Source organism: Nocardia puris, assembly GCF_036051655.1.
GTDB classification, from domain to species: Bacteria; Actinomycetota; Actinomycetes; order Mycobacteriales; family Mycobacteriaceae; genus Nocardia; species Nocardia puris.
The window spans coordinates 6,673,697-6,698,324 of record NZ_CP107943.1 but is presented as its reverse complement, the minus strand read 5'-3'; the positions used below and the strand labels follow the sequence as shown (position 1 = coordinate 6,698,324).

The window sequence follows — 24,628 nt, the reverse complement described above, 5'->3', positions numbered from 1 at the left end:
CGATGTCACAATCGTTGCAAGGCGTTGCATCATCGGTGGACTTCGCGCCGGTGTCCGCGCCGGAGCGGGATCGAGGATGGGACCGTGGGCGATTTCAGTGCGATAGGACCGGGCACCGACCTGCCGCGCTATGCCCGCGACCTGGTGCGGATGCACGACGCGGTGATCGGCGGCGGGCGTTCGCCGCTGCGCCCGCGCACCGTCGTGGCGCGGTCGTGGTCGCGGGTGCTGGCGGCCGGGCTCTCCCCGGCCGGATCGAACGCGCGCGCGGTGCTGCCGTTCGACGAGGTGGAGCGCCGCCGTCGCGCATCCCCGCTCGCCGAGACCATCGGCGGGCTCACCCAGGTCGTGGCAGGCGTGGCCGACGCCTCCCAGATGATCATGGTGGTGACCGACGCCGACGGCGTGGTGCTGTGGCGCTCGGGCGCGGCGCGGGTGCGCCACCGCGCCGACACCCTGGGTTTCCAGGAAGGCGCCCGGTGGACCGAATCGGTGGTGGGCACCAACGCGATCGGCACGGCGATCGCGGAAGCCGTTCCGGTGCAACTGTTCTCGGGCGAGCACTTCGAACAGTCCCAGCACCCTTGGTATTGCACGGCCGCTCCGATCCACGATCCCCGCTCCGGTGAGCTGCTGGGCGTTGTCGACGTGAGCGGTCCCGCGCTGACCCTGCACCCGGCGATCACCGCGCTGGTCGGTGCGGCCGCCCGGCTCGCGGAAGGCGAGATCGCGCGCGGACAGGTCGATCGGCTCGAACGCCTGCGGACGGCGGCCATGCCGACGCTGTCCGCGCTGACCGGCCCTGTGCTGCTCGTGGATGAAAATGGTTGGGTGGCGCACTCTTCCGGCGTGGCGCCGGTACGGCGCATCGGGATCCCGAATGCCGGTCGCGCCGTGCATGTTCCGGGGTTGGGGCTGTGCGCCACCGAACCGCTGCGCGGTGGGTGGGTGGTGCGGCCGGTCGGCACCGAGGCCACCATCCGGCTCACCCTCGACTTGACCGGCACGCCCGTGGTCCATGCGACCGGCGGGGAAACCGAATGGCGCGCAGCCCTTTCCGCGCGGCACGCCGAAATACTGCTGATCCTGCACCGGGCGGGTGCGCGCGGCGTGACGGTCGCCGAGTTGAGCACGGCCCTGCACGGCGACCCCGACCACGCGGTCGCCGTGCGCGCCGAACTCTCCCGTCTGCGTCGCACCCTCGGCGCGGTGATCGAGAGCCGTCCCTACCGGCTCGCGCCTTCGGTGCGGCTCACCGTCACCCCGCCCGAGGCGATCGGGAACCCGGCGCCGCGAGGCTCCTCCTCGATCTGATCGGCGACGGCGGCGTGGCGTCGAGCTTGCCGAGCAGATCGTCGCCCGGCTCGTCGTCGAGGCCCGAGCGCCGGTTCCCGGGTACCGCGCGGTGATCTCCGGTCAGGGTGCCGCGCAGGACACGTCGTCCTCGGGCATGGTGCCGTCCACCAGGTAGGCGGTGGTGACGTCCTGGGCGCAGGCGTTCTTGCCGAGCACGTACGCGCCGTGGCCGCTGGCGTCGACGCTCACCAGTCGGGCGCGGTCGCCGAACTGCTCCCGCAACATCTCGCCGCCCACGTGCGGCGTGGGCACGTCGCGCCGGTTCTGGACGAGCAGGATGTTCGACGGGCCGTCCTGGGAGATCTCGACCGGTTGCTCGGCGGGCTCGAACGGCCAGTAGGCGCACGGCGTGATGTTCGCGGGGGCGGCGCCGAAGAGCGGGTAGCGGTCGCGGTCCTCGGAGACCGCCCGGCGATAGGTCTCCACGTCCTCGGGCCAGTCGATGTCGTTGCAGGTCACCGCCAGGAACACGGTCCACGAGTTGTCGTAGGACGCGAGGTCGGGCGTCTCGCGGGGCGGCGCCGGCAGCGGTGCGTCGGTGCGCAGCGCCTGCCAGAGTTCGGCCAGCGCGGGATATCCGGACTCGGCGAAGAGGAGGCCGAACAGGACGGAACGGAAGGCGGGGCCGTTCATATCGGGCCGGGGGCTGTCGTCCAGGCGGTGGGCCAGTTCGAAGTAGGTCGCGCGCACCTCCTCGGGTGTGCGGCCCAGACCGTATTCGTCGTCGCGCTGCGCCGCCCATGCCGCGAAGGCGGGGAAGGTCTCCTCGGTGCCGAGGCTGTAGCGGCGCATGCCGTCCTGATCCAGGTGGGTGGTGCCGACGTTGCTGTCGAGCACGATCCGGTCGGTGCGCTCCGGGAACAGCGACGCGTAGGCCGCGCCGAGCGCGGTGCCGTAGGAGTAGCCGAGGAAGTTCGTCTTCTCCTCGCCGAGCGCGGCGCGGATGCGGTCCAGGTCGCGGGCCTTGTTGGCGGTGGACAGGTGGCGCAGGCGGCCCTCGCTGTCGTTGCTCGCGCATTGCCGCGCGACGGCTTCGACCTCGGTCGCCCGGGCGAGGACCGCCGCGTCGTCCACCGCGTACGGCGGGATGTTGCCGATGTAGGGGCCCTCGCCGGTGAAACCGCAGTGCACGGGGGCGGAGTACTTGATCCCCCTGGTATCCATGGCGATCACGTCGTAGCTGTCGGTCACGCTCGCGGGCAGGCCCAGCTTCACCAGGAACGCCGAGAACGCCAGGCCCGACTCGCCGGGACCGCCCGGGTTGAGCATCAGCACCCCGCGCCGCTTGTCCGGATTCGGGCTCGCGAGCCGGGAGATCGTGAGGTCGATCCGGGTGCCGTCGGGATCGGCGTAGTCGAGTGGAACGGGCACGGTGGCGCAGTCCAGCCGCGACGGCGCGGCCTCGGTGACGACGTCTTCGGGGCAGGCGCCCCAGGCGACGGTCGGTGCGGGCTCGTCGGCGGTGGTGGAACACGCCGAGGCGAGCGCGCCGGCCATGCCGAGCACCGCCACGACCGCCAGGCCGCGGGTCACGGCGCGGTGTCTGGTCACAAGAATCTCCTCCTTCGCACCCTCGCGCCACCGAGCCAACACCGTGCCGCTACGGCACAGTCAAGTCGGCGGCGCGGGATCGATGAGCGGAGACTTCGTGGCCGGTGGGGCACATATCCACGGCCCGCTACGCCTCGCCGAGGACGTCGCCGAAGTCGTCCTCGACCCGGCGCACGAGAACACCCCGGTGGCCGACGCGGCGACCCGTCTGCCCGTCCCCGTCCGGTGGCACCCCGGATTCCGTTTGCACACAGACGAACTCGTCCACCACACCGCCTACCGCGGCCCCCACATCGTCGCCCTCGCCGAGTACGGCTGGCTCACTCCGCGCGTCCTCGGCGACGCGGCGCGCGGGCACCCACGATCCCCAGGACCTGAAGAAGGTCTGGCACCGCCTCGCCCGCTTCGGCTACGCCTGGACTGATCCGACTGCCTGACAAGGAGTTTCGGAACGTACCGGAAAAGCGTTGGCGTGCACCATGAACCGCTCAATGCTCTGCGCGGTGCACGGGGTACCAGTCCTGCCCGGCAGGTTCACCGGCCAGGTTCCAGCTCCAGGACGTTGTCGGGGTGACGCGCACGTAGTACCCCGGACCGACCATGCCGGTGCGCTCGAGGGGTTTCTCGGCCCTGCCGTAGATGCGGATCCCGCGGGCGATGAACGGGTCGAGGGACACCACGTCGTCGAAAACGAGGGCTACGTGGTGGTTTCCGGCAGCGATATTGCGGATCTTGCGGGTGCGAAGGACTTGTTCGCCCGCACCGCAGATCCACAGATGCGGGAGGTCGAGTTCGACGGCGACGGGCACCACGTCGGGGTGACCGGTGGGGGAGACGGTGGCGAGGCGGGCGACGGGTTGCGTGCGCAGGTAGGCGACTTCGTCGTCGGTGAAGGACATGAAGGCTCCTCGGGGAGAGTGGACTCGTCACCAGTTATACGAACGGGCACCCGCCGGATCGACAGTTCACGGCGCGGACACGCGCCCGGCGGGGCGGGGCGTCTCCGGCGGGCGGCTCACGCGCCCGCCCAGCCGCTCCTGCACGGTGAATCCGTGGCGGCGGCACCAGCGCGCCAGGGCGGGGATCGCGTCCTCGTCCTCGCGGAACGTCGGGATCAACTGGCCGGTGATGTGCAGGCGGTGGGCGTCGGCCGTGCGGCACAGGTGGGTGAGCACGGCGGTGCCCAGGCCCATGCCGCGCAGCGCGGGCGTCACCGTGATGGTGTCGAGTTCGAGTGTGCTGGTGCGGATCACGAAGGACACCTCGACCGGGCTCGGCCCGCTCCGCAACAGCGTCAGCACATCGGAGGGGACGGGCCGCAGGTCGCCGGGCAGGTGGTCGATCAACCGTTGCCGGGCCGCCTCCGAGGGGGCGAGCCGCACGGCCGTGAGCAACCGGCCGGTCACGTGCTCCACGGCGAGCCGGTCACCCTCGGCGGCCGCCTCCCGCGCGGTGAGGCAGTCCCGCGCGATGGCGCGCAGCTCCCGCGACCACGGTGGCGCGCTCGCCGCGAAATACGGTGCGACCGTGGCGACGGTCGCCTCCAACCCGACAACTCCGTCCAGCGTGTTGGTCTCGCCGCCGGACAGCACGCCCCAGGCGCGGTCCTCGGCGCCCACGCCGTGCCGGGACAGCTCCTGCCGCAACCGCTCCAGCCGCCGCTCCGCGCGCTCCACCGCACCGCCGGGCAGTCGCGCCAACCACAGCGGCCGTCCCGCCAGATTCGTGCGGATCCGCAACCCCGCCAACGCGATGCGCGCCGCCCGATAGTTGCTCCACGCTTGCTCCCTGCGGGCGCGCACCTGCGCCGCCGGACCGGGGTCCGGCGCCGCGGGGGAGGGAGGGTCGGCACTCATGACTTATCAACCGTAGATCGGTCCACGGCGGTTCGGCGACAACTCGGCGCACGACGATCCGAGAACCTCCCGGACGCCGCTGGTCAGCCCGTCGGCGCGCGGAAAACCGCCGCGTGTCCGCCTATCGGCGTGTCGGTGGGCGGGATTCAGCCGCGGACGGCGCGGAGCACCTCGGCGTGCAGCGCGTCGGCCCGCGCGGCGATCTCCTCGACGCGCAGCAACGCCGGGGCGAACGGGTCGCCGAGCGCGGCGGGCAGCGAGGTCACGTTGATCTCGATGTTCAGCCGCGAACTCGTCGCGGCGGCGCGGGCGGCGTCGGCGGCGGCCCCGATATCGGTGACCACGTTGGGATTTCCGATCGGCAGCAGCTCCGCCGCGAGCGAGAGCACCTCGTCGGCCTCGTCCATCACGCGCGCGGGCACCCGCGCGGCCTCCACCAGCGCGGCGTTGATCGCCTCGGTGCGGGCGGCAGCCTCCTCCTCGGTCGCCTTGGGCAGTTTGTAGGCGGCGCCGACGGCGGTGAAGGCGGCGGCGTCGGCGTCGGCGAGCGCCAGCGACCGGGCGCGCGCGGCGTCGGCGGCCTCGATCAGGCGGTCGATCACCGGACGGTGCTCGGCGTCCTTCGCGCGCGTCGTGTAGCGGGCGACCATGGCCACCAGCGCGGCCCCCTGCGCGGCGTGCAGCGCCGCCACCGCGCCGCCGCCGGGCGCGGGGATCTTGGCGGCCAGATCGGACAGGTACCCGTCGAGGGTGGCCGCGCCGAAGGAGGACGCGGTTTCCTGGGACGACGTGCTCGGCTGCGACACGGGTGACCTTTCGTTCTCGGATCTGCGGGAATCGCACCCACGCTACCGCCCGCCCCGGCGGACCGGCGCGCGGGCGGGCCGTATCGAGGACTATGTTGTGGACTATGCGGATCGGATTGGGCATCAACTACTCGGGCGGTTTCAAGGAAGCCGCCGCGGAAGTGGCCGACCTGGAGAAAGCCGGGCTCGACATCGTGTTCGTGCCCGAGGCGTACTCCTTCGACGCGGTCAGCGCGCTCGGCTACCTCGCCGCGCGGACCGAGCGGATGCAGCTGGCCTCGGGCATCCTGCAGATCTACACCCGCACCCCGAGCCTCACCGCCATGACCGCGGCCGGCCTGGACTTCGTCTCCGAGGGCCGCTTCGTGCTCGGGCTCGGCGCATCCGGCCCGCAGGTCATCGAGGGTTTCCACGGGGTGCCCTACGACGCGCCCATCGGCCGCACCAGGGAACTGGTGGAGATCTGCCGCAAGGTGTGGCGGCGCGAGCGCCTGGAATACCAGGGCAAGCACTACCAGATCCCGCTGCCCGCCGAGCGCGGCACCGGCTTGGGCAAGGCGCTCAAGCTCATCAATCACCCGGTGCGCGAACGGATTCCGGTGCTGCTGGCGGCGCTGGGCCCGAAGAACGTGGAGCTGGCCGCCGAGATCGCCGAGGGCTGGCAGCCGATCTTCTTCCTGCCGGAGAAGGCGCGGGACGTGTGGGGCGATGCGCTGGCCGCGGGCAAGGCCAAGCGCGATCCCGCGCTCGGTGAGCTGGAGGTGTACGCGGGCCCGGCGCTGGCCATCGGCGAGAACGTGACGCCACTGCTGGAGTTCGTGAAGCCGCACCTGGCGCTCTATATCGGCGGCATGGGGGCCAGGGGTAAGAACTTCTACCACACGCTGGCCACCAAGTACGGCTACGGCGCCGAGGCCGACCGTATCCAGGAGCTGTACCTGGCGGGGCAGAAGGAGGAGGCGGCGAAGGTGGTGCCCGACGAGCTGGTGCGCGACGTGTCGCTGGTGGGGCCCGCCGGGTTCGTCAAGGAGCGGGTGCAGGCGTTCCGGGAAGCCGGGGTCACCACGCTGAACGTGGTGCCGCTGGCGGCGACGCCCGCCGACCGCGTCAAGCTGATCGAGCAGCTGCGCGAACTGGTGTGAGCGAACGGGGCGCGTCCGGGCCGGACGCGCCCCGTTTCTCTCGTCCTCAGTTGGCGCGCAGCGCGGCCAGCGCGGCCTCCAGCGTGGAGTGCAGCGCGAACACCTGGTCGAGGGCGGTCATCTTGAGCTGGCGGCTGGTGGCGGGCCCGTCGGCGACCACGGCGATCGAGGTCGCCGCGCCCGCCCGCTGATGCGCGGCGACCAGGGCGGCCATCCCCGCCGAGGCCAGGAAGCTCACCCCGGTCAGGTCGATGATCAGGGCCGCGGGCTTGTCGCCGAGCACGCCTTCGATGGCGTTCTCCAGCGCGGGAGCGGTCGCCAGATCGACCTCCCCGGTCACCGTCAGCACGGTCGCGCCGTCGTGCGCCGCGACCGAGGTGGTCATCGTGTCCGCCATGGGATACGCGTCTCCGGAAGTGTTGGTCACCTATCAACAACACACAAACCGCGCCGAATTCGCAACCTCATCCGGTGACGATTGTGCGACGCGGGCTCACTCGCGCTCCAGGACCGCGTGGAGGAAGTCGCGGGTGCGTTGGTGGGTGGGGGCGGTGAAGACCTGGTCGGGGGTGCCGTCTTCGATGACGCGGCCGGCGTCGAGCATGAGGACGCGGTCGGAGACGGTGCGGGCGAAGCGCATTTCGTGGGTGACGCACAGGAAGGTGATGGGGGTGGTGTCGGCGATGTCACGCAGCAGGTGCAGCACGCCGGTGACGAGTTCGGGGTCGAGCGCCGAGGTGACCTCGTCGAGCAGCAGGACTTCGGGGTCCATGGCCAGGGCGCGGGCGATGGCCACCCGCTGCTGCTGGCCGCCGGAGAGCTGATGGGGGCGCGCCTCGGCCTTGTCGGTCAGCCCGACCAGCTCGAGCAGTTCGAGGGCGCGCTCGCGCGCCTGCTCCTTCGGCCTGCCCAGGCCGCGCACCGGCCCCTCGGTGATATTGCGCAGCACCGACATGTTCGGGAACAGGTTGAACTGCTGGAACACCATCCCGATCGCGGTGCGCGCCCGGCGCAGGTGCCGGGCGTCGGCGGGCACCAGCCGGTCGCCGCGGCGCAGGTGGCTGAACGGCTCGCCCGCCACCTCGATGGTGCCCGCGTCCACCCGTTCGAGGGTCATCAGCAGGCGCAGCACGGTGGTCTTGCCGCAGCCGGACGGGCCGATCAGGGTGACGAACTCGCCGGGCGCCACCGCGAAATCCATCCCGTCGAGCGCGACGACCGGCCCGAAGGTCTTGCGCACGTCGGTGAACCGGATCATCGGCGAACCGGGCTGGTCCTCAGGCGAATTCGACACGGCGTTCCAGCTTTCGTACCAGGAGCGAACACGGGTAGCTCAGCGCGAGGAAGGTGAGGCCCACGGCGAACCAGGCTTCCGGGCCCGCGCCGCCGGTGTCGGCGGCGTAGGCGGTCTTGATCTGGTAGACCATGTCCAGCACGACGATCGCGGACAGCAGCGGCACCTCCTTGAACATGCTGATGGTGTAGTTGCCGAGCGCGGGCAGCACGCGGGGAATGGCTTGCGGCAGAATCACATCGGTCCAGGTGCGCCCGCGCGGCAGGTTCAGCGCCACGGCCGCCTCCCACTGCGCGGCGGGCACCGCCTCGATGCCCGCGCGATACACCTCGGCGGTGTAGCAGGCGTAGTGCACCCCGAGGGCCGCGACGCCGACGATCACGCGTTGCGTGTCGATCGACAGCCCGTCCAGCAGGGCCGGGCGCACCACCCAGTACAGCACGAACAACTGCACCAACAGCGGTGTGCTGCGCACGAATTCGATGAACAGCCACAGCAGCTGGTACACCACCGGAACGCGGCTGCGCAGCAGCACGGCGAACGCCAGCCCGAGCGTGTAGGCGACCAGGGCACCCAGCACGGTGAACTGGATCGTGACGAGCAGGCCGTCCCAGATGTAAGGGAAGGCGTCCCAGAACTTGTCCCAGCGCCAAAGTCCCATCAGGTCCCCAGCTCCATCAGGTCACCGTCGCCATTCGCAAGCGCCACCCGGCTCCGGTCGGACGTGGGCGGCCCGCGCGATGCGCGGCCCAGCGCTCCAGGATCCGCATGATCAGCGTGATCACCACGGCGATCGCGAGATAGCAGAGCAACTGGATGGTGTAGACCACCCCGAGTTCCTGGGAGAACTGGGGCACGGCGCGCAATTCGTCGCCCTTCTTGAAGATCTCGGGCACGGCGATGAAGCTCAGCAGCGCGGTGCTCTTCATCAGCTGGATGAACAGCGTGTTGAACGAGGGCAGCATCTCGACCACGGCCTGCGGCAGGATCACCCGCCACATCCGTTGCACCGGGCCGAGATTCAGCGCGATCGCGCCCTCCACCTGGGCGCGCGGCACCGAGCGCACCGCGCCGCGCACGATCTCCGCGCCGTAGGCGCCGTGGTTGAGGCCGAGCACCAGGATGCCGATGAGCAGCAGGCCCTGCGCGGTGGCGCCGAGCGCGATGCCGAGGAAGATCGGCACCGCCACGGCGAAGAAGAACAGTTGCACCACTTCGGAACTGCCGCGGAACCCTTCGACGTAGATCCGGGCCGGGACGCGCGCCCAGCGCGTGGGCGCGAGCAGCGCCAGGCCCGCCAGGAACGAGAGCACCACGGTGAGCGCGATGCCGCCGATCGTGGCCCAGAGGGTGAACGGCAGGCCCGCCAGTATCCGCTCGAGGTAGATGTCGAGGTTGTCGGACAAAGGCTATGCCGCGCAGTACTGCTCGGTGGACAGGGCCGGATCGGGTTCGTTGGCCGCGGTCAGTCCGAACGGCTCGACCAGGCGCAGCCATTCGCCGCTCTCGTGCAGCGCGCGCAACTCGCGGTTGAAGTCCTCGCGGAACTGGTCGTCGCCGATGCGGAAGTTGAACGTGCCCACGTCGGGACGGTCGCCGTACTGGAAGGATTCGGTCACTTCGAGATTCGCGTCCGGGTTGTTGCGCACCAGCCAGGAGGCGGTGACGTCGAGCATGGCCGCGCCGTAGACGTCGCCGCCCGTGACGGCGCGCAGGATGTCGTCCTGTTTGGCCATCGGCTCGATGAGGGTGTCCGGCACGCCCGATTCGGTGGCGTAACCGTTCTCCACGGCGCCGCCTAGGGTGGCGATGCGCACTTGTTCGCGGGTGATGTCCTCGAAGCGAGTGATATTGCGCGGGTTGCCCTTCGGGACGAGGAACGCCGAACCCACCTGGTAGTCCGGGATCGCGAACGCCGAACTCTCGCAGCGGCGCGGGTTGATGAACATGCCCGCGGCGACGAAGGCGTAGTTCTGGGCGCGCACGCCGTCGATGAGGCCGTCGAAATCGGTGACCACGCCTTCGATCTCGTCGATGCCGAGCCGTTTCAGCACGGCCCGCGCGACCGTGGGGGCGTAGCCGGTGAGTTCACCGTGCTGGTCGAGGAACGCCCACGGCGCCTCGTTGGCGAAACCGACCTTGATCGTGCCGGAGGCCTTGGCGTCCTCGTAGGCGACGGCGGCCGCGCCGTCGCCGCCGAGTCCGCAGCCGGTGGCCGCCAGGGCCGTGGTCATCGTCACTGCCGCCAGTATCCGCCGGACCCGACCCCGCATTCGCGTCGCCATCGCCCATCCTCTCCTCGACGGCGCCGGGCAGCGTCGAGGGGATCGCCCCCGGCCGCCGGCGCTCGAATCGCCACAACCCACCCGGGCCCGCAGACACGGGCCGATCGGTGCCTTCAAGGCTGGCGAACGAACTTTGCGGCCGCCGATCGAGTCGTTTGCGGTTGTGTGACAGATGTCACTTCACTTGCGGAAAGTGACACGGGCACGACGCCGGCGATCGGTGTCATGGCCGGTCGTGTGCCAGGGTGGCGAGCAGATCGCGCCAGCTCGGGGCGTCGCGGTCGCGCGCGGATACGAGGGTGACCGGCTCGGGCCAGGGCAGGGCGAGGTCGGGGTCGTCGTAGCGGACGGCCAGGTCGTCGGCCGGATCGTGCGGGCGGTCGATGCGGTAGCAGACGTCGGCGCGCTCGGTGAGCGCCTGGAATCCGTGCAGGAAACCGGGCGGGATGTAGAGCTGGTGGAAGTTCTCGTCGTCCAGGCGGAACGCGGCCGAGCGGCCGAAGGTGGGGGAGCCGGGCCGGATGTCGACCACGATGTCGAGGATCGCGCCCGCCGCGCAGCGCACCAGCTTGGCCTCGCCGCGCCCGCGCCGCGCGTGCATCCCGCGGACCACGCCGCGCCGGGACCGCGACTGCGAGTCCTGGACGAAGCGGCCCGAGGCGCCCGCGCCGAAATGCGCGTCGAACACCGCCACGTCGAAGGTGCGGGTGAACAACCCGCGCTCGTCGTGGGCGGGGTCGGGGATCAGCAGCGCGACGCCGTCGAGGTCGGTGGACTCGATGCGCACGGTGGTCACGACGGCCGCACCGTCCGTCCCGGGTGCAGAACGGCGTCGACCTCCGCGGCGATCCGGCTGCGGAAGGTCGCCGGGGAGAAGTTCTCGGCGTGGTCGCGGATGCGGGCCGGTGCGTAGGCGGCGGGGTCGAAGGCGGTGAGGAGCCGGGCCAGCTCGTCCACGACGTGCGCGTCGTCGCCGGGTGGGACCAGCGCGCCGGTTACCCCGGGTACGACGGTGTCGAGTGCGCCGCCCGCGCCGACGGCGAGCACCGGCGTGCCGCAGGCCATCGCCTCGACCGGGACGATGCCGAAATCCTCGATGCCCGGCATGAGCAGCGCCCGGCACCGCTGGTACATCTCGGCGAGCACGTGGTCGGGCGCGGCGCCCAGGAATGTGGTCTCCGGGCCCGCGATGCTCTCCAGGTGCGCGCGGTCGCGGCCGTCGCCGACCACCACGAGCCGGCACCCCGCCCGCTGCGCGGCGCGGATGGCGAGGTCGGGCCGCTTGTACGGGACGAGCCTTCCGGCGAACAGTACGAAATCCTCGCGGTCCACGCCGGGGTCGTGCCGGAACCGCTCGACCCGGACCGGCGGCGGCACCACCGTGGCAGGCAGCCCCCACCAGCTGTTCACCCGCTCGGCGACCGCCTGCGAATTGGCGATCACGCGGGTGAGCCGGGGCGCGGCGCGCAGTTCGGCGCGACGGGCGAGGGTGCCCAGCGCGGCGAGCGCACCCGCCCCGAGCGGCCCGCCCGCCTCCCGGCGGCGGAACGCGGTGTCCCACGCCCAGCGAGCCGGGCTGTGGACGTAGGCGACGACGGGCGCGTCGGTGGCGAGGGCGGCCTGGGTGGCGAACGAGTGGTGGCTCACCACCACCGCGTCGGCGTCGGCGAGCGGGAACCGCCGGAACGCGGCGGGCGCGAACGGCAGCAGCGGCGCGTGCGAGCGACGGCCGGTGGCGGCGTGCGCGCGGCTGAGCCAGCTGTCGCGCACGGTGGACCAGTCCAGCCTGTCGCCGCCCCGGTCGCGGACGGCGGTGCGGTCCACGATGGGCGCGAAAACCGGTGCGGCGGGCCAGATCCGGGTGAACTCGTCGATCACCGCCTCGGAACCGCCGTATTCGGTGAAGCGTTCGTGGACGATCGCGAACGTGTTCATCGGGTGTGCTCCTCGAGCTGTCGGGGGGCGGCGTAGCGGCGCAGCGCGGGCGCGACCGGGCGGCCGTGCAGCAGGCCGTCGACGCCGCCGCGTTCCAGTGCAGTGCGGTAGATCTCGGCGGCCGCGCGGATCGCGGTGAGGGTGTGGTCGATATCGGCGGGCAGGTGCGCGGCGGAGGTGACGAACGACTGGCCGAGCACGCCGTGGCGGAGGAGCTCTTGCAGGAACAGCGTCCGGAACTCCTGCGACGGCGCGCCCGACGGGTCCTCGGTGCGGAACACCAGGCACGAGGAGCGGCCCAGCACGCGCAGCCGGTCGGCGATGCCGAGTTCGGCGGTGATCTCGGCGAATCCGGCGGCCAGCGCGTCACCGGCGGCCTCCAGCCGGCCGATCGGATCGGTGGTGGCGTAGGCGTGGACGACGGCGCGGAACGCGGCCAGCGACGCCGTTTCCGGGCCGTGGGTGGTCGAGAGGAGGAACACGCGCGGCCGGTCGGTGCGCAACCCGCCGAGCTCCATGTACTCGCGCTTGCCCGCCAGCGCCGAGATCGGAAACCCGTTGCCCATCGCCTTGCCCCAGCACGACAGGTCGGGCGTCACACCGTAGACCTGTTGCGCGCCACCGGAAGACCAGCGGAAACCGGTGATCATCTCGTCGAACACCAGCAGCGCGCCGTGGTCGTCGCACAGTGCCCGCACGGCCGCGAGATACCCCGGTGCCGGTTCGGCCATCGCGGTGGCCGCCTCCATCACCACGCAGGCGACGGCGTGCTCGGTGAGCACCCGCGCCAGGGAGTCGATGTCGTTGTAGGCGAACACGACCGTGCCGGGGGCGGGGATGCCGCTGTCCATCTCGGTGGTGCCGATGAACCAGTCGTCGGTGGAGAAGAACGGCTGCGCGCACACCGCGACGGTGGTGCGCCCGGTGGCGGCCCTGGCCAGCCGCACGGCCGCGGTGGTGGCGTCGGAGCCGTTCTTGGCGAACTTGACCATGTCGGCGCCCGGCACCAGGCGCAGGAAGTCCTCGGCCGCCGCGAGTTCGAGGTCGGTGGGGCGGGAGAAGTTCACGCCGTCGGCGATGGCGCGCGCGACGGCCTCCACCACGGGCGGATATCCGTGGCCCAGGGTCACCGACCGCAGTCCCATGCCGTACTCGACGTACTCGTTGCCGTCGCAGTCCCAGACCCGGCATCCGTTGCCGCGCACCAGGACCGGCGCCATCGCCTCGGGGTACTGGTCGGAGCCGCGCGCGTAGGTGTGCGCGCCGCCGGGGACGATCTCGTGCAGCCTGGCTTGGGCCGCTTCGCTTTTCCGCAGTCGGGTGGTGTCCCGGGTGGTGGTGCGCATCGCTTCCTCCTCAGCATCCGCGATCGGCGAAGGCCCGTAGATATCCGGCGGACTGACGGATGTACATCCAGGCCCAGAACAGCGGCCCGGACGGGCTGGGGGAGGCGACCATGGTGATCCGGCCGCCGAAACACTTCCCGACGATGTAGCGGGCCCGCGAGACGTGCGGGGTGAAGGTGATGACGATGATGTGGCGCCAGCCCCCGGCGTCGGCGCGGCGGCGGATCTCGCGCGCCTCGCCCTGGGTGGTCCACGGGTCGGGAACGAAACAGTCGACGCGGAACGGGTGGCCCCCCGCGCAGTAGCGGTCCATCTCGTGGTCGTCGGCGCCGGTGGAGCGCGAGATCAGCAGGCGCGGCGCGTACCCGCGCTCGGCGAGGTCGAGGCCGAGGTCGAAACGCTCGTAGGCGGTGCCGCCGAGCACCACGATGGCGTCGGCGGGTTCGAGCGCATCGGTCTGGGGGTGCACGAAGACCGGCACCCCGGCGGCGGTGACCGTGACGATCACCAGCAGGGCGAGCACGAGCCGGGTCGCGACGCGGCGGACGGTGGTCATGGGCGGCCCCCGAGCGCCACGGCCCACAGCTCCCGGTTGCCGTCCGCGACCTCCCGCAGCACGCCCTCTTTGTGAAACCCATTGGCGGACAATGCCTTCGCCGCGAGCGAATCGGCGGGGTCGGCGAGTATCGTCACGCGCTCGATGCCCAGCAGGCGGCAGCGGGCGACGACGGCGCTCAGCACTGCGCCGCGCAGGTCCCCGGCCAGCGACGGTGGGTCGAGGGCGGCGCTGATATTGCGGTCGAACATGTCCAGCCCGAACAGCCGCGCGTGGCCGAGGGTTTCGGCACCGCGCCGGATGGCCAGCGCCAGCCCGTCCGGCGTGCGCAGATCGTGGAACCTGGTGCCGCGCAACACCACCTCCGGAAAGCCAGGCACCTCGAGCGTGATCCGCCGGGTGGGCAGCCGCGTCCGGATCGGCCGCGCCGTCGACGCGGCGGCATGGCGCGAGGCGACCGCGACGACGGTGGTCACCGGCGGCGCGGTGCGCTCGGGCACACGGACCGAGGTGAGCGCGGCAGGGGTGCGTCCGGGTCCGGGACGCGCGGTTCCGTGCTCGGCGCGCAGCCAGCGCGCGACGAATCCGCCGGCGGGCACGTCGGCGCGGGTGAGGGCCCACAGTTCGTGGTCGGTGCGGCGGCCGCCGGCGTCGACGGCGCGCACCAGGAGGGCTTCGCGCCGCATGCCCATGGCGGCCGCGCCGGTGCGGGTGACGATATTGTCGGCCGCGATGGGCGCGGTGACGCGGCGCAGGCCGAGCGGACCGGAGGCGAAGTCCAGCAGCAGGGCCGCGGCCAGCCCGCCGAGCCCGGAACCCGCGTGGTCGCGGTCGATCCAGATGCCCAACTCGGCCGACTCCGCGCGGGCGTCCAGGGAGCCGAGCTCGCACTGCCCGGCGAAGCGGCCGTCGACCTCGATGACCGTCGCCAGCCGCCGCCCGCGCCGGATGTCCGCGCGCGCTGTGAGCCACTCCCGCGTCCACGCCGCGCCGTCGTGGCGGGCCTCCCAGTCCAGCGGGGAGCTGATCATGAACGGCTGCAACGCCTCCTGGTCGCGCAGGCGGATGCGCCGCCACTCGCCGAAGTCGTCCAGCCGCGGTGGCCGCAGCCGGACATGGTGCCCGGCGAGCGCCACCGGGCCGAGGGTGAGTCCCGTGAGCACGGGCCATCGCGCCGTCACCGATGCGGCCGCCGATCGCCGAGGGCGGCGGTGGTGACCGCGCCGTCCGTGCCCACCGAGAGCCGCCAGTACGCGCCGTTCTCGTCCCGCAGCACCACCCCGGCCTCGGACAGCAGCGCGCCGCTGGGCAGCACCGCCGCGACCGCCGCGCCGTCGGGGGATTCGAATCGCGCGATTTCGGCGTCGGTGGAACCGCCTTTGGCGACGACGGTTCCGGTGAACGTCGGATCGGTCGTATGGCCGCGGGCCAGGACGTGCCAGGCGCGCGGGAAGACCGCGTCCGAGAGGTCGGCCCCCGCGCTCGAGATGAGGTTGATCGCCGTGCCCTCCGGGCAGTCGCCCGGGTCGATGCGCAGTTCCACCGGCATCCGGTCCGCGAGATCGGGGTCGAAGCGGACGTTCGCCAGATAGGGCTGGCGGCAGTACGCCAGATCGAGCCCGACCGAGCGGGCCGCCACCTTGCAGTTGACCATGCCGAACTGGGAGGGGCCTCCGACGCCGCGACGCCCGACCGCGAGCGCGGTGTCGGCGCCCTCGAACCAGATGTTGGTGAGCCACCAGTTGTTGGCCGCGCCGTCGATGTCGACGTGGCAGCGGGTGGTGCGGGGATCGTTGTCGGAGACGAATTCCACGTCGGTGAGCGACAAGCCGGCGTTGTGGTCGTTGCCGGTGCCCAGCACGCCCACGTGGTTGGCCGCGAACTTGGACGCGGTGACGTAGTTCTGAATGCAGGAGGTGACGAGCCCGACGCCGAAGTTGTTGATATCGCAGTTGATGAACGCGGTGCCGCCGGTGTTGCCGGACAGGACGACCCCGCGCTGGTCCAGATAGCGCGGATGGTTGTCGGGCAGGTGATTGCCCCGAATCACCATGCCCTCGAACGAACACCGGAAGCACTCGTCCAGGTGCACGGCCGTGGCGCGCTCGCCGGTGAGGTAGAGGCCGAAGTGGGAGAACCGGATTCGCTGTTTGCGACGCAGCGCGATGAGCGTGGTGTCGGTCTCGCAGCCGACGATGGAGGCGTCCCCGCCATCGCCGTAGACGGTGGCGTAGTCGGGGAGCTCCGGCCAGGCGGTGATCCGGTAGTGCCCGGCGGGCAGGTACAGCAGCGGCGCCCGCCCGCCGTCGGTGCGGGCGGCCGCGGCGAACGCGGCGGTGTCGTCGGCTACCCCGTCCCCGACGGCGCCGAAGTCGCGCACATTGCGGACCTCGGCGGGCCGTCCCGCGGCGGGCGCGGTCCCCGCCGTGCACCCGAGCACCGGGACGGCGGCCGCCGCGCCGAGCGCGACGGCCAGCATGCGCCTGCGGCCGACATCCTCGGTACTCATCGCGCGCCTCGCCCGAGGAGCAGGCGCACGCCGGCGCGGGCCTTCTCGACGACCAGCGCTCCGGCGAGCATGCCGCCGGAGTCGGTGAGCAACTCGGCGCGGGCGCGCAGGTCGGTCACCGTGGTCCGCGCCGGCTCGACGACGCCCACGGTGGTGCCCGCCGTGGCGAGCGTGAGCGCCTCCGGGTGCGCGGCGGGCGGCGCGGCGATCACGATCACGTCGAAGCGCCCGCGCAGGTCGGGGAGCAGTTTGTCGAGATCGCCGCGGGCCAGCGCGTCGGCGGTGTCGGCCGCGCTGCCACCCACCGGCAGCACGCCCGCGCCGGTGTCGTCGGCGTGCCGGATGAGGTCGGGCGCGGACCCGCCGTTGCGGAACAGCTCGGCCAGGCCGGGTTCGCCCGTCGCCGGGCCGGTCGTGTCGGCGTCGATGAGCAGCGCGCGCGAGCCCACCGCCGCGAACGAGCGGGTGAGCGCCCCGGCGACCTCCGGTGCGGAGCGATCCGACAGCGCCGTCACCACGAAGGTGCCGGTCCCATCGCCCAGCAGGTGCAGGCGGGTGCGGGCGACGCGGACGCCGGTGTCCTGGGCGCCGGGCACGGGAGCGACCGACGCGAACACCGGAACCCCCACCGCCGCTTCCACTTCCGCGTTGTCACGGGGCCTGCGGTCGGTGCGGTCGCGGACGAGCGCCGCGACCGCGCCGAGGGCGAGCCCGGCCAGCAGTCCCAGCGCGGCCAGCCGCGAGGTGCCGGGCCCCGTCGGGGCGGTGGGCACCTGCGCCGTGTCGACCACCGCGACGCGCGCGGCCGGGGCGGCGGTGGCCTCGATGGTCTCCAATTCGTCCACGAGCGTGCGGAACTTGGCGACCACCACATCGGTGAGTTCGCGCGCGCCCTCGGCGGTCGAATCGGTCACCGCGATGGTGAGCAGCGAGGTGGCGGGCGGTGAGGACGCGGTGATCCGGGCGCGCAGTTGCTCGGCCGAGATCGGCAGGGCGCGTTCGGCGAGCACCCGCTCGGCCACCTCCGCGCTGCTCGCCAGCTCCAGATACGAGCGCACCCGCTGCTGGGCGGCCAGCCCGCCCTGGTACGAGTCGTTGACCGACGTGCCGGTCGCCATCGAGACGTACATGGTGCTCGACGCCGTGTAGGTGACGGGCCGCGACTGCGCGTAGTACACCGCCGCGGCCACACCGAACAGGCCGCACAGCCCGATGATCAGCCAGCGGCGGCGGACGATCCCCCGGATGTCGTTGGGGTTCATGGGTGTTTCCTTCCTGCGGACAGGACGGGTGCCGTCCGTGGCGCGGGTGCGGGGACGCGGTCGGTCCGCACGGCGGCGACCACGAAGTAGACGGCGACCACCAGGACGATGGTCTGCAGGTATTTGCCGACGGTCTCGACGCTGCCGAGCATGCCGCGCTCGAACACCACCGGCACCTCGATGAGCGCGACCGCCATGACGACCACGACGAGGTTGCGCGCGTAGATCGCCCGCGACCAGGCCAGCAGCAGCGCGGCGGTGAACAGGACCCCCAGCGCGACACCCGGATACCCGGCCAGCACGTAGCCCTCGTTCACATTGCCCTCGGCCAGCGACACCGAGATCTGGCTCATGTCGACCGAGGCGCCGCGCACCTCGCTCGCCCACGCCGTGCCGGACTGGAACTTCTCGACGCCGAGCAGCTGGCCGGGGATGAGGCTGAGTACGGCGTGCTGGGCGACCTCGCCGGCGCTCAGCCAGGAACTCGGCCCCCGGTGGGCGGCGTCGGTGGCGGCCTCGAGCAGGTCGAAGCGGCGCAGCAGGCTCAGGAACGGCTGTACCGCAGGGGGATACGCGGCGTCGGTCGCGGCGGACTCGGCGCGCAGGAACGGTGTGGCCTTCAGCGATTGCAGCCAGCCGAACCCGCCCACCCCGGCCACCGACAGCACGGTGATGGCGGCGATCTTGCGCCGGGTCCAGCCGGTGAGCGCGAATCGCACCGCCACCGCCAGCGCGGCGCCCATGATCGGGGTCTTGGACTCGATGGACACCGTCCACCACAGCTCCCCGGCCATCAGCACCAGGATCAGGGCGGCGGGCGCGCCGGCCCGCACCGGGCGGGCGAACACGATCAGCCCGACCGCGCCGACGGTGGCGAGCGTGGCCGCCAGACTCAGGACGGGACTGGCGCTTTCGACCTCACCGGCCTGCCCCGCCGAGCCGGTCGCGACCGCGGCCAGCCGGGCGAGGGTGCCCAGCGCGTAGAGCGCCCACAGCGTCGGCACGAAGACCGGGTCGTCGAGGATGCGGGGTGTGGGCTCGGTGCGGCGGCTCCGGGCCCACACCGCGTAGGCGACGATCACCCCCGCGTACAGCCACAGGCCGAAAACGACCGGCTGCAACACCAATTCGAGTCCGGGACCGTAACCCAGGCGGGCCAGGCGCGGGTCGGCGATATTGTCGCCGAAGCGAGGGTCGGGACGCACCCACAGCAGCACGATCGGGCGCGCGACGTAGCTCATGCCCCAGTAGATGGCCTGGGCGATGAGCAGCACCCGCACCACGCCGGGCAGGGTGAGGGCGGCGGCCACGAGGGCCGCCAGCGCGCCCGCGATCAGCGCGACCTCCGAGATCGCGGTCATGATCGCACCCCACGGGGTCCCGGGTCAGCCCAGCGCATCGAGGATCTCCCTGGCCCGGTCGACGTAGCGGTGCCTGCCGCTGGCGATGCGGCGATACCCGGCCTCGGCGATGCGCGCCGCCTCCTCCGGATGGCCCGCGCACCATTCGAGGATGTCGTCGAGTTCCTCGGCGGTGGAGAACAGCAGGCATTCGGTGCCCTCGTCGAGCAGCTCGGCGTGGTCGTCGGTGCGCTGTCCGACGAAAAGGCCACCGGCGGCGGGGATCTCGAAGCTGCGGCAGGTGTGGGTGTCACGGTTGTCGGAGTTCAGCAGTACCAGGTTCGCGACGATGGAGGCGACCGTGATGGAGAACTGTTCGCCGTAGGCGCCGTCGCCGATCTCGGCGCGGGTGGCCCGCAGCGCCGCGTTGCGCCGCCACCCGGGCCCGCTCACCAGCATGCGCGCGCCGTAGGCTCGGGCCAGCGACACCATCGCCGCACTGCGGTCGGGGCGCTCGACCCCGATGAACCCCACCAGGAACAATCGCGAACCGCGCCGCGCGCTGGGCCGGTGCCAGGCCGGGTCGTAGGCGCTGTGCACGTACTTCACCTGCTGGGCGCCGCGGTCGAGCAGCTCGCCCACGTTGTGGCGCTTGGTGGTGACCACCAGGTCCCAGAGTTTCTCGTGCGCGAGGTATTCCGGCGTCAGGTTCTCCGGGTTGGACACGTCGTCGGGGCTGTAGTGCACCCGCAGCGCGGCGGGCGTCTCGAGCAGGCGCTGCTGGTCGAGGTGAATCCCCTTGAACACGAACAACATATCCGGGCGCAGCATGGTGGCGACCCGGTCGATGCGGGTGTGCACGGCGGCGACGCTGCCCCGGGAGCGGTGCCCGGCGACCTTCGAATACGCCCAGGGCGCCGACCAGCGGTCGGGCAGCGTCACGGTGGTGGTGTCGATGACGACGACTTCGTGCCCGGCCTGACGGAAGCCCTCGGCCAGGGAGCGGGCGTTGCTGCCCACCCAGTCGTCGCCGACGAACAGGATCTTCATAGCTTCTCTCCAATCCGGGGCGCGGGCGTGACCGCCGCCCCGGCCGGTCCGCCGTCGCGGCGATACAGTTGACGGGCGCGCAGCAGATACCAACCGGCGACGGCGAATTCGGCCGCGACGGTCCCGTAGACCAGCGCCCACACCGAGTGGTTGCGCGCGCCCGCGGCCAAGGCGACGCCCGCGACGGCCACGCCGACGCAGGCGCCGATGAACACCCCGGCGGTGTCCTGCCGGACCGGCAGCACCGCCGTGGTGAGGAACGACGAGATGGTGGTGGCGGGCAGGATCAGCGCCTCCACCCGCAGCAGGGTGACGGCGTCGGCGAATTCGCTGCCGAACAGCAGTCCGATCAGCAGCGGCGCGGTCACCCAGATCAGTGCGACCGCCGCCACGGCCGCGGTCACGCAGGCTCCCAAAACTCGGATCGTGGTGCGCCAGAAGCGATCCGCGCCCTGGTCGCGCGCCATGCGCGGGAGCATGGCGAGCCCGATCGGATCGAGCATGGACTGCACCGCGCGCACCAGCCGGTCCCCGGCCGAGAACAGGCCGAGCGACACGGCGTCGAGCACCGCCGCGTACACCACGGCCGCGCCCTGCCCGTAACTGCTGACCAGCAGGCGTGCGGTGAGCACCGGCGCGCCGATCCGCAGGGTGGCGCCCACGTCGTGCGGCGTGCCCGGTTTGCCGTGCCTGCGCACGACGTCGAACCAGGTGAGCGCGAGCACGATCAGCGCCGAACCCAGCAGGCACAGCAGTGCCACCGACGCCGACGGGAACCGCGGCAGCAACACCACCAGCAACACCAGGTAGCAGACTCGCGCGATGCCCTGGTACACCGTCGAGGTGCCGAAACGGCCTTCGCCGATGAGGATCCAGTCCTCCGACACCGCCCACATGCCGCCGACGAACAGCCCGAGGAACACCATGTGCACGGCGGCGGGCGCGCCGAGCGCCCACTGCGCGCCGAGCGCCAGACCGAGGGCGGCGAGGACGGCGACGCGGATGAGCAGGTAGTTGCCGCGCAGCGTGGCCAGCTGGGGTCCGCCGCGCGGCACCAGGGCCGCGAGGAACGAGGTGATGCCCAGGTCCACCAGCAGCGAGCCGATGAAGTAGGCGGCCATGCCGATGGCGAGCAGGCCCATGCCCTCGGGGCCGAGGACGCGGGCGGTGAGCGGCACGGTGGCCAAGGTGATGAGGTACTGGCCGTACTTGCCGAACATCACGTAGACGATGTCGCGCAGCACCGCGCCGATCTCGCGCAGGCGGGCGTGCCGGTGCTCGCTCATGTCCGCACCGCCTTCGCGCGTCCGGCCCCGTGGACCGTGGTGGTGAGGAATCCGGCGACGACCGCCGCCGAATCGGTGATGTCGAAGCGGCGGGCGTGCACGCGGGCCCGCTCGCCCAGACGGATGCGCAGGCCGCGATCGCCGATCAACCGGTCGAGCGCGCGGACGAGGTCGTCGTGGCGCGGGGCGACGAGCAGGCCGTCGACCTCGGACTCGACGATCTCGGCCGGGCCGCCCGCGTCGGCGGCGACCACGGCGCAGCCCGCGCGCATGCCCTCCACGACGACCTGCCCGAACGGTTCGGCGAGCACCGAGCAATGCACCAGGATGTCGGCCTCGCGCATGAGCGCGGCGGGGTCGTCCACGTGACCGGTGAAGGCGACGGGCAGACCGGTCTCGGCGGCGAGCGCCTCCAGCTCCGCGCGAAAGTCCTGTTCCCCGAAGAACGTTCCGCCCACCACCAGCACGCGGCGTGGCCGGATAGTGGTAGCGGCCAGTGCCCGCAGGGCGACGTCCTGTCCCTTCCAGGGGGTCAGGCGGCCCACGATCGCGACCACGGTGTCGGCGGGCGGGCGCTGGGGTGAGCGTTCGTGGTCGGCGTCGAATTCGATGCCCGGGTAGGCGACCACGGTCGGGACCCGCCGCGTCGGCAACGAGCGTTCGGTGGCGCGGCTGTTGGCGATGAGCCCGGCGCAGCAGAGCACGGCCAGCAGCCGGACCAAGGGAGCGAGCAACCGGCCGAAGTACTCGGCGCTCACCCGGTCGTGCACCTGCCACACCAGGGGGACGCCCGCCCGGCGCGCGGCCAGCGCTCCCATCAGCAGCGCTTTCACGCTGGCGGCGACGACCACGTCGGCGTGTTCGTCGCGCACGAGGGCGCCGAGCCGCCAGCCGATCCGGGCGAGCGAGAAGCCGCCGGTGAGCAGCCGCAGCGGGGAGGAGCCGGTGATGGTCATGGACCGGTTGTCGAAGTCGTTGGCGTACACGGTGACCGGGATGCCCCGGGCGCGCAGGGCGGTCACCATCGGACCGGGCTCGGTGCACACCATGACCGGGTCCACGGCGCCGAGCGGGGAGTCGCGCAGCGCGGTGAGCAGGCGCATCGTGGCCAGCTCCGCGCCGGAGGGCGCGGCGGTGTGGGAGAGGAAGACGGCCTTGATCATCCGGTCAGCTCCCGGTACAGGGCGGCGTGCCGCTCGGCGGCGGCCGCCCAGGAGAAGGTTCGCGCGTGCGCGCGGCACCGTTCGGGCGTGGGAACCTTGCCGTCCAGCGCGGCGACGAGCCGCGCCGCGAGCGCGTCGGGGTCGCCGGACGGCACGATCAGCGAATCATCCAGCGCGCGCACCGAATCGGGCAGTCCGCCGCAGTCGGTGACGATCGGCGCGCGCCCGGCGGCCAGGGATTCCAGAGCGATGAGCCCGAAGCCCTCCAGCGCGATCGACGGCACTACCGTCACCGTCGCTCGCGCGTACAGGCCGGCGAGTTCGGCGTCGTCCACCCGGCCAAGGAATTCCAGGGAGCCGCGGTGGTAGTAGAGGTCGGCCATGGCGCGCAGCTCGTGTTCGGCCGTGCCCGTGCCCACGATCAGCAGGCGCGCGCCGGGATGCTCGGCCAGCACGTCGGGCCAGGAGCGGATGAGCCGGTCGATGCCCATGCGCCGTTCGAGCCGTCGCACGCACAGCACCGTGGGCGCGTCCGGTGCGGTGTCGGCCGCGGCGTACCGGTCGGCGTCGATGCCCGGCGGGATGACCGTCACCCGGTCCTCGGGCACGCGATAGTCGTGGACCAGTAGATCGCGGAAGTGGTTGGACAGCACCACGATCCGGTCCGCGCCACGATAGCGCAGTCGCTCCACCGCGTACTTCGCGGCGACCCCGGGCCGGCCCGCGCCCCCGGCTCGGCTTTCGGCGGCCCACGGGCCGTGGAAATGCACGACCAAGGGGTCGCGCCGCGCGGCGGGACCGTACAGCGCGAAATGCCGGTCCACGATCGCGCCCGGTGGCGGCGCGGCACCGCGATCGGTGAACGCGCGGGTCGCGCGGCGCAACGTCGAACCACCCGTGGGGCCCCAGCTGTGCCCACCGCCGGGCGCCTCGCCGAAAGCCGCTGCGCTGACGGTGATTCCGGGGTGCCGCGACAGCGCGGTGTACAGGTCGGTGAAGTACCGGTTCAGACCGCCCGGCGCGGAGCCGAACCACTCCGCGCCGGTCATGTGGACGTGTGGCGTCGTCATCCGCGGCCCCCGTGGGCCAGGGCCGCGACCCGGACCCGCACCCGCTCCAGCGCGGTGCGCACGAGCCGGCCGTCGCCGCCCATCACGTCGCTCGCGCCGATCAGGTCCGGGTATTCGGCCGCCATCCGGTGGTGGAAGCGCAGCTGTTCGGTCAGTTTGCTCACGGTGGAGGTGGTGCTGCACAGGTTGAACGACGAGTGCCGCCAGGCGGCGAGCACGTCCGACAGCCCGGCGAACACCCCGAACGCGCCGATCCTGGCGAACAGGTCGATGTCCATGGGGAACACCAGGTCCCCGCGGAAACCGCCGACGCGGTCGAACAATTCGCGCCGGAACATCGCGGCCGCCGTGGGACCGAACTCGGCCGGTCCGCGCCGCACCAGGGTGCGCACGAACGTGCGCGGGTCGCGCACCCCGATCAGGCCGGGCAGGCCCAGATCGTCGTCGAGCACCGCGCCCGCCTCGTCGATCACCCGGAAACGCGAGGCCGTCACCGTGACGCGCGGGTTCGCCAGCACCTCGCGCTGGCGCGCCAGCGCACCCGGCAGCAGGATGTCGTCGGCGCACACGACTTTCACCAGCGTGCCGGTGGACAGCCGGACGGCCTTGTTCCAGTTGGCCCCGATCGGCAGCACGCGGTCGTTCGCGTGGTACCGGAGGCGGGGATCGTCGAACGCGTGGGCGATCTCGGCCGTGCGGTCGGTACTCGCGTTGTCCAGCACCACCAGCTCGAAGTCGGCGTCCTGCGCGAGCAGCGAGGCGAGGGTGGCTTCCAAGGTGCGGCCCGCGTTCAACGCGGGCACGCATACCGAGATGGACAT

Annotated in this window: 25 protein-coding genes; 3 read left to right on the top strand and 22 right to left on the bottom strand. The window is 72.1% G+C overall.

The window, feature by feature from the left end:
- Positions 1–84: 84 nt before the first annotated feature.
- The gene (locus tag OHB21_RS31085) at positions 85–1,314 is read left to right on the top strand and encodes a GAF domain-containing protein (protein ID WP_067511177.1); all 1,230 of its coding nucleotides are present in this window, start codon (positions 85–87) and stop codon (positions 1,312–1,314) included.
- A gap of 102 nt (positions 1,315–1,416) precedes the next feature.
- Here the strand turns inward: OHB21_RS31085 and OHB21_RS31080 are convergent, their stop codons facing one another.
- Positions 1,417–2,907 (bottom strand): alpha/beta hydrolase, encoded by a 1,491-nt coding sequence (locus tag OHB21_RS31080; protein WP_324191899.1) that lies wholly within the window; start codon positions 2,905–2,907, stop codon positions 1,417–1,419.
- 82 nt (positions 2,908–2,989) lie between these two features.
- On the opposite strand from OHB21_RS31080, the gene OHB21_RS31075 reads away from it, so the two are divergent.
- Positions 2,990–3,331, top strand: coding sequence for a DUF3626 domain-containing protein (locus OHB21_RS31075; RefSeq protein WP_228788462.1), 342 nt, complete (start codon positions 2,990–2,992; stop codon positions 3,329–3,331).
- Positions 3,332–3,395: 64 nt separating this feature from the next.
- Here the strand turns inward: OHB21_RS31075 and OHB21_RS31070 are convergent, their stop codons facing one another.
- The 3 genes from OHB21_RS31070 to OHB21_RS31060 form a co-directional block, all read right to left on the bottom strand.
- On the bottom strand, positions 3,396–3,806 hold the full coding sequence (locus OHB21_RS31070) for a PPOX class F420-dependent oxidoreductase (protein WP_067511174.1): 411 nt from the start codon (positions 3,804–3,806) through the stop codon (positions 3,396–3,398).
- A 66-nt stretch (positions 3,807–3,872) separates the two neighbouring features.
- Positions 3,873–4,763, bottom strand: a complete 891-nt coding sequence (locus OHB21_RS31065) for a GNAT family N-acetyltransferase (protein ID WP_195124375.1) — start codon at positions 4,761–4,763, stop codon at positions 3,873–3,875.
- Positions 4,764–4,909: 146 nt separating this feature from the next.
- Complete coding sequence (locus tag OHB21_RS31060; protein WP_067511172.1) at positions 4,910–5,569, bottom strand: cyclodeaminase/cyclohydrolase family protein; 660 nt, start codon at positions 5,567–5,569, stop codon at positions 4,910–4,912.
- A gap of 104 nt (positions 5,570–5,673) precedes the next feature.
- On the opposite strand from OHB21_RS31060, the gene OHB21_RS31055 reads away from it, so the two are divergent.
- Positions 5,674–6,711: an LLM class F420-dependent oxidoreductase gene (locus OHB21_RS31055; protein WP_067511171.1), complete on the top strand. Its 1,038-nt coding sequence runs from the start codon at positions 5,674–5,676 to the stop codon at positions 6,709–6,711.
- A gap of 46 nt (positions 6,712–6,757) precedes the next feature.
- On the opposite strand, the gene OHB21_RS31050 is transcribed toward OHB21_RS31055, so the two are convergent.
- The 18 genes from OHB21_RS31050 to OHB21_RS30965 form a co-directional block, all read right to left on the bottom strand.
- Entirely contained in the window at positions 6,758–7,096 is a 339-nt protein-coding gene (locus tag OHB21_RS31050; RefSeq protein WP_067511224.1) for an STAS domain-containing protein, read from the bottom strand.
- Positions 7,097–7,204: 108 nt separating this feature from the next.
- Complete coding sequence (ehuA, locus tag OHB21_RS31045; protein ID WP_067511170.1) at positions 7,205–7,969, bottom strand: ectoine/hydroxyectoine ABC transporter ATP-binding protein EhuA; 765 nt, start codon at positions 7,967–7,969, stop codon at positions 7,205–7,207.
- Positions 7,970–7,988: 19 nt separating this feature from the next.
- Complete coding sequence (locus tag OHB21_RS31040; protein ID WP_067511169.1) at positions 7,989–8,666, bottom strand: amino acid ABC transporter permease; 678 nt, start codon at positions 8,664–8,666, stop codon at positions 7,989–7,991.
- Positions 8,667–8,682: 16 nt separating this feature from the next.
- Positions 8,683–9,411, bottom strand: a complete 729-nt coding sequence (locus OHB21_RS31035) for an amino acid ABC transporter permease (RefSeq protein WP_067511168.1) — start codon at positions 9,409–9,411, stop codon at positions 8,683–8,685.
- 3 nt (positions 9,412–9,414) lie between these two features.
- Positions 9,415–10,239: an ectoine/hydroxyectoine ABC transporter substrate-binding protein EhuB gene (gene ehuB / locus OHB21_RS31030; protein WP_228788795.1), complete on the bottom strand. Its 825-nt coding sequence runs from the start codon at positions 10,237–10,239 to the stop codon at positions 9,415–9,417.
- Between the two features lie 274 nt (positions 10,240–10,513).
- The gene (gene rfbC, locus OHB21_RS31025) at positions 10,514–11,077 is read right to left on the bottom strand and encodes a dTDP-4-dehydrorhamnose 3,5-epimerase (protein ID WP_195124529.1); all 564 of its coding nucleotides are present in this window, start codon (positions 11,075–11,077) and stop codon (positions 10,514–10,516) included.
- A gap of 5 nt (positions 11,078–11,082) precedes the next feature.
- Positions 11,083–12,225, bottom strand: coding sequence for a glycosyltransferase (locus OHB21_RS31020; RefSeq protein ID WP_195124373.1), 1,143 nt, complete (start codon positions 12,223–12,225; stop codon positions 11,083–11,085).
- On the bottom strand, positions 12,222–13,571 hold the full coding sequence (locus tag OHB21_RS31015; RefSeq protein WP_067511165.1) for a glutamate-1-semialdehyde 2,1-aminomutase: 1,350 nt from the start codon (positions 13,569–13,571) through the stop codon (positions 12,222–12,224). Before OHB21_RS31015 ends, OHB21_RS31020 begins: the two co-directional genes overlap by 4 nt.
- Positions 13,572–13,581: 10 nt before the next feature.
- The gene (locus OHB21_RS31010) at positions 13,582–14,127 is read right to left on the bottom strand and encodes a YdcF family protein (protein ID WP_195124372.1); all 546 of its coding nucleotides are present in this window, start codon (positions 14,125–14,127) and stop codon (positions 13,582–13,584) included.
- A complete protein-coding gene (locus OHB21_RS31005) occupies positions 14,124–15,308 on the bottom strand; it encodes a GNAT family N-acetyltransferase (protein ID WP_195124371.1) in 1,185 nt (394 codons plus the stop codon). The genes OHB21_RS31010 and OHB21_RS31005 overlap by 4 nt, the downstream gene beginning before the upstream one ends.
- Positions 15,305–16,636 carry a glycosyl hydrolase family 28-related protein gene (locus tag OHB21_RS31000; RefSeq protein ID WP_067511162.1) on the bottom strand — a complete coding sequence of 444 codons (1,332 nt, stop codon included), beginning with the start codon at positions 16,634–16,636 and terminating at the stop codon, positions 15,305–15,307. Before OHB21_RS31000 ends, OHB21_RS31005 begins: the two co-directional genes overlap by 4 nt.
- Positions 16,633–17,898: a Wzz/FepE/Etk N-terminal domain-containing protein gene (locus OHB21_RS30995; protein WP_067511161.1), complete on the bottom strand. Its 1,266-nt coding sequence runs from the start codon at positions 17,896–17,898 to the stop codon at positions 16,633–16,635. Before OHB21_RS30995 ends, OHB21_RS31000 begins: the two co-directional genes overlap by 4 nt.
- Positions 17,895–19,259 carry a hypothetical protein gene (locus OHB21_RS30990; protein WP_195124370.1) on the bottom strand — a complete coding sequence of 455 codons (1,365 nt, stop codon included), beginning with the start codon at positions 19,257–19,259 and terminating at the stop codon, positions 17,895–17,897. Before OHB21_RS30990 ends, OHB21_RS30995 begins: the two co-directional genes overlap by 4 nt.
- Before the next feature lie 24 nt (positions 19,260–19,283).
- The gene (locus tag OHB21_RS30985; RefSeq protein ID WP_067511159.1) at positions 19,284–20,288 is read right to left on the bottom strand and encodes a CgeB family protein; all 1,005 of its coding nucleotides are present in this window, start codon (positions 20,286–20,288) and stop codon (positions 19,284–19,286) included.
- Positions 20,285–21,574 (bottom strand): lipopolysaccharide biosynthesis protein, encoded by a 1,290-nt coding sequence (locus tag OHB21_RS30980; protein WP_195124369.1) that lies wholly within the window; start codon positions 21,572–21,574, stop codon positions 20,285–20,287. Before OHB21_RS30980 ends, OHB21_RS30985 begins: the two co-directional genes overlap by 4 nt.
- Entirely contained in the window at positions 21,571–22,737 is a 1,167-nt protein-coding gene (locus tag OHB21_RS30975; RefSeq protein ID WP_195124368.1) for a glycosyltransferase family 4 protein, read from the bottom strand. Before OHB21_RS30975 ends, OHB21_RS30980 begins: the two co-directional genes overlap by 4 nt.
- The gene (locus tag OHB21_RS30970; RefSeq protein ID WP_195124528.1) at positions 22,734–23,786 is read right to left on the bottom strand and encodes a glycosyltransferase family 4 protein; all 1,053 of its coding nucleotides are present in this window, start codon (positions 23,784–23,786) and stop codon (positions 22,734–22,736) included. The genes OHB21_RS30975 and OHB21_RS30970 overlap by 4 nt, the downstream gene beginning before the upstream one ends.
- Positions 23,787–23,803: 17 nt before the next feature.
- Positions 23,804–24,628 (bottom strand): glycosyltransferase, encoded by an 825-nt coding sequence (locus tag OHB21_RS30965; protein ID WP_067511155.1) that lies wholly within the window; start codon positions 24,626–24,628, stop codon positions 23,804–23,806.